3 protein-coding genes and 1 riboswitch are annotated in these 4,800 nt (G+C 44.0%); of the genes, 2 read left to right on the plus strand and 1 reads right to left on the minus strand.

Annotation, left to right across the window (positions count from 1 at the left end):
* On the plus strand, window positions 1-693 hold a 693-nt coding region (locus MSA64_RS01080; RefSeq protein ID WP_287890184.1), incomplete at its 5' end, for an HD domain-containing protein.
* Here the strand turns inward: MSA64_RS01080 and MSA64_RS01085 are convergent.
* Window positions 684-1,520 carry an AraC family transcriptional regulator gene (locus MSA64_RS01085; RefSeq protein WP_287890185.1) on the minus strand — a complete coding sequence of 279 codons (837 nt, stop codon included), beginning with the start codon at window positions 1,518-1,520 and terminating at the stop codon, window positions 684-686. The two genes, MSA64_RS01080 and MSA64_RS01085, sit on opposite strands and share 10 nt — an antisense overlap.
* 190 nt (window positions 1,521-1,710) lie before the next feature.
* Here MSA64_RS01085 and MSA64_RS01090 point away from each other — a divergent pair, with 190 nt between their 5' ends.
* Window positions 1,711-3,738, plus strand: a complete 2,028-nt coding sequence (locus MSA64_RS01090; RefSeq protein ID WP_277663687.1) for a glycoside hydrolase family 127 protein — start codon at window positions 1,711-1,713, stop codon at window positions 3,736-3,738.
* Between the two features lie 490 nt (window positions 3,739-4,228).
* Window positions 4,229-4,445, plus strand: a riboswitch (cobalamin riboswitch).
* Window positions 4,446-4,800 lie beyond the last annotated feature (355 nt).

The raw sequence follows: 4,800 nt of genomic DNA on the forward strand, positions 1-4,800 counted from the left end.
CTGAAAATCGTACATACCTATTGTGTGGTGGATGCCGCAGAGGAGATTGCTACCCGGATGCATCTGAGAGAGGAAGACGTTCAGCTGGCCAAGATCATTGGCCTGCTTCATGATATAGGAAGATTTGAGCAGATCAAACGATTTCACAGCTTTGAGCCGGGGACTATGGATCATGCGATATACGGAGCAGATCTTCTTTTTGGACCGGAGCAGATGATTCGTCGGTTTGTAAAAGATCCGTCCTTTGATCAGCTGATCTGTGTGGCAATCGCAAAACACAGTGACTTTAAGCTGGAAGGTATAGAAGATGAACGGACATTGCTGCATGCCAGACTGATCAGGGATGCGGATAAGCTGGATAACTGCAGAGTAAAACTGGAAGAATCCATGGAAACACTTCTGGATATGGATGAAAAGACAGTGGGCGCAAGCCCCATATCCCCAAAGGTGTGGGAGTCCTGCAAGGCAGAAGAATCTGTCCTCTCCGCAGATCGAAAAACCGGAATGGATTACTGGATGTCGTATCTTGCTTTGTACTTCGACATTAATTTTCCGGAGACTTATCAGATCATAAAGGAGCAGGATTATATCCGGCGGATCGCAGAACGGGTACCCTACAGCAGGGAGGATACAAAGGAAAAAGTTGCGTATACAGTAAAAAAACTGGAAGAAAAGATGAATATTCAACCGTGAAGCTGCCGGTACTGAGAGGGCGATAATCCAAAGTGCTTTTTAAAGGCCTTGCTCAGATGAAATTCATCGCAGAAGCCATAGTTGATGGCAGCTTCCCGCAGCTTGGTATCCGGCTGGGTAAGCAGAAACTGCCGGACCATTTCCAGTTTTGTTTCCATCTGGAAAGCAGGAAAGGTTTTTGTGCAATACTTATGAAATCGATTGTTTAAGGTACGTTCGCAGATATAATACCGGGAAGCTATTTCTCCAGCAGTAAAGAAAGTCTGTGGCGTGGAATGAATCAGCCTGATAATCTCTTCAATCATGGGATCGATGGGAGTCAGGCTGCTTTTTTGTACTTCCAGCCGAGAAAGTTCACACAGAAAAAGAGAGAACAGAAGGGAAAGTCTGTTTTCGCGTTCCGGATCGTGACTCCAGGAGACAGAGATGATCTCTTGCATATATTGACGGACTTTTGGATTATGTTGACAGTGGAGAAGGCTGGAACAGGAAAAAAGCTGGAAAGCTTCCGAAGGATTCACTGCAGATGGGTATAGATGGTTATATTTCTTTTCAACATCGGTAGGCAGTGCATGAACATACATGTGGCGGTTACCCGGGTTACACAGCTTTTTTCCGTAGTGATGTCTTCCGGCAGTGAGAATCAAAAGATCGTCACTTTGCAGAGCGTAGGAAGTATCATCCTCCCAGATTTCCCAGGTACCGTCCAGGATATATAAAAAATCATGTTCGCCGATGATTCGGTTAGGATGCACCATACCATGGACAGAGGTTACATAGTTTCCGCTGGTAATTGTATGCATTTTCATTTTCTCAAGATATAACATGGTACCACCTTTCCAATTTATACATGCCGGATTCCATCCGGGCAATGTTATAAAATCGATCGTTGTATTAGTATAATGCCAGGTACTGAACAGTTACAAAGTCAAAAATAAGTAACTGCGACGATACTGACAGTTACGAAATAATAAAAATCCGTACCATAAGTATAATCGGAAACAGGAGGTATTGCAAATGGAGAAAAATATGTATTCTCGTCCGCTGTCACTGCGCAGCATGAAGATCAATGACAAATTCTGGAAGCAGGAGATGGAAGTAGTACGTAAGGAAGTGATTCCGTATCAGTGGGCAGCCCTGAATGACCAGGTGGAGGGAGCAGCTCCCAGTTTCTGTATGCGAAACTTTAAAGTAGCGGGAAAACAGAATAAAGAGAGAAAAGAGCAGGGCAAAGCTTTTATAGAACCAAAATATACATTCCGTGGATTTGAATCATTACCAGAAGATCCGAATCATCCGGAAGATAAGTTTTATGGTTTTGTATTCCAGGATTCAGATTTTTCCAAATGGATCGAAGCAGTCGGTTATTCTCTGACCCAGCATCCGGATCCTAAGCTGGAGGCAATCGCAGACGGAGCCATCGATATCGTGTGTGCAGCTCAGCAGGATGACGGATATCTGGATACTTATTATATTATCAACGGAAAAGATAAGATTTTCACAAATCTGAAGGATCATCATGAACTGTATTGTATGGGTCATCTGATCGAGGGAGCCGTTGCATATTATGAAGCTACCGGAAAAGACAAATTGTTGAAAGCAGCAGCTCGTTTTGCAGATTATGCAGCAGCTCATTTTGGTCCGGAAGAAGGAAAATGTAAGGGATATCCGGGACATGAGATTGCAGAGATGGCACTGGTACGTCTCTATGAGGTGACAAAAGAGCCAAGATATCTGGAATTGAGCAAGTTTTTTATCGATGAGCGTGGAAAACGACCTTATTATTTTGATAAAGAGCATCCGGAAGAAGTGAAAAAAGGCCATGAAAACGACCTGCGTTATTTTTATAACCAGGCTCATCTGCCGGTACGCCAGCAGGATGAAGCAGTAGGTCACGCAGTACGTGCCGTATACCTGTATTCCGGTATGGCAGATATTGCAAGACTGACAGAAGATGAAACCTTGTATCAATCCTGTGAAAAACTCTGGGACAGTATGGCAAATGAAAAAATGTATATTACCGGAGGCATCGGTGGTACACAGATCGGTGAGGCATTTTCTTATCCATATGACCTGCCAAATGATACTGCATATGCAGAAACCTGTGCTTCCATCGGTCTGGTTTTCTTTGCAAGAAGAATGCTTGAGATCAAGCCGGATGCAAAATATGCCAATGTTATGGAAAGAGCTTTGTACAATGGAATCCTAAGTGGAATGGCTCTGGACGGAAAGAGTTTCTTCTATGTAAATCCTTTGGAAGTTCTGCCGGAGGCCAGCCACAAAGATGAGAGAAAATTCCATGTAAAACCGGTTCGACAGAAATGGTTTGGATGTGCATGCTGTCCGCCGAACCTGGCTCGTCTGGTAAGTTCTATCGGTTCTTATACATATACAGAGAAGGAGGATACTTTATTTGTACATCTTTATATGGGCAGTGAACTGACCAAAAAGGTGGGAGATAAGGATGCGAATGTAGCAATTACTTCGGAACTGCCATGGGATGGAAATGTGGAGATCGCTGTGGAAGCAAAGGATACAGATTTTGTATTGGCACTTCGTATTCCGGACTGGTGTGGTGGAAATTATACTGTAGATGGCATTGAGAAGGATGAAATGTCTGAAAAGGACGGTTATCTGTATGTGAAGAAAGCCTGGAGTGAAAAAGATGTTCTGAAACTTCATTTTTCCATGCCGCTGCTTTTGATGGAGGCAGATGAGAAGGTACGTGAGGATGCAGGAAAAGTTGCAGTATTACGTGGACCGATCGTGTACTGTCTGGAAGAAGTGGATAATGGTAAGGATCTGCATCTTTTAGAAGTGAATCCGGATGGTAAGTATGAGATCAAGGACAGTGAGATCTGTGGTAATCCGGTGAAAGTTGTGGAGATGAATGGGTTCCGTGTTGTGGATACAGCAAAAAAGGATGGAGAGCTGTATCATGTGTATAAGAGAAAGGAGAAGGAAGCTGTTGAACTGAAGTTTGTTCCTTATTATACCTGGGCAAACAGAGGGGAGAATGAGATGATGGTTTGGGTTCGAGTTTAGGAACTCTTTGAAAATGTCGGGTTAGTCTAAGGAGGACGAACCGGAGCCGCCCCTGGTGGGACTGACAACCGCTGGTAACGCAAAGCTGAGCTAGTACATCGTTTTCGAAATAACTGTATCATTCACTTGTCTACGAATCCGATTGCACAGTTTAAAAAGCCTCAGCGTAGCCCGCTACGCCTACGTTTTTTGAACTGCACACTCGAATCCGTATCCTACGTGAAGGATACAGTTATTTACGAAACGATGTACTAGTCACCAACTTCGACTATGTTCACGAGGGTCAGCGGACCCTCGCGAAAGTCTACGTAGGTGCCGGATCTCATCTTTGCTAAAAGCACCAGCAAAAGGCTGTCAGTCCCGCCAGGGGCGGCTCCGGTTCTGTGTTTTGGAAGAAGGCGATAAGTTGATCAGGGTATGCCCCTCTTACCGCCAAGCAAGTGAATTTTCGGACAAGAACTTGACATCTAATGGTTCTTTGTTATACTAGGCTTTGACAGAGTTTTCCAGTGCCTCAAAACGATTGTAGTTGCGAGGATAATAGGGAATCAGGTGAGAGTCCTGAGCGATCCGGTCACTGTAAGCAGGGAGTGATGTCATATGCCGGAGATTTTCGAAGGCAGCCATTGCGTGGGAGATCCATGTGAGAAGGTTTGGCAAAGCGTTGATCTGTAAGTCAGGAAACCTGCTGGGAGAGTTGGTGAAGAGCTTCCGAAGAAAGCAGAACTCCAAAAGATGGGAAAGCAGTGGTAGGTTAATCTGTTGTTTCAGTCTGAAGACATTTTTGTCTGTAGTTGTATCTGATTCTTGCGAAAGAAGGGTATGGCTGCAGACTTTTTTGTGGAAAATGGGTAACTGTTTAATATCATTATGAATGAAATGAACGGTTACAACATTGTTTTCAGGCATGACTTCCCCAGGGACTATGTTATACTATGTGCATCTTTTTTTGAAAGCGATTTGACGGACAGTTTTGCGGTCTTTTCTCTGTTGACCGTGGCAGACAATATGTTGAAAGAAAGGAAATGTGAGATGAAAGGAACAGGAAAGAGAATTCTCTCC

Origin of the sequence: Oliverpabstia sp. (genome assembly GCF_022785585.1) — a bacterium.
Classification (GTDB): domain Bacteria; phylum Bacillota; class Clostridia; order Lachnospirales; family Lachnospiraceae; genus Oliverpabstia; species Oliverpabstia intestinalis.

Bases quoted from the DNA above. Each gene is read 5' to 3' on its own strand.
- MSA64_RS01085 (WP_287890185.1), bottom strand. From the start codon at position 1,520: ATGTTATATCTTGAGAAAATGAAAATGCATACAATTACCAGCGGAAAC.
- MSA64_RS01090 (WP_277663687.1), top strand. From the start codon at position 1,711: ATGGAGAAAAATATGTATTCTCGTCCGCTGTCACTGCGCAGCATGAAG.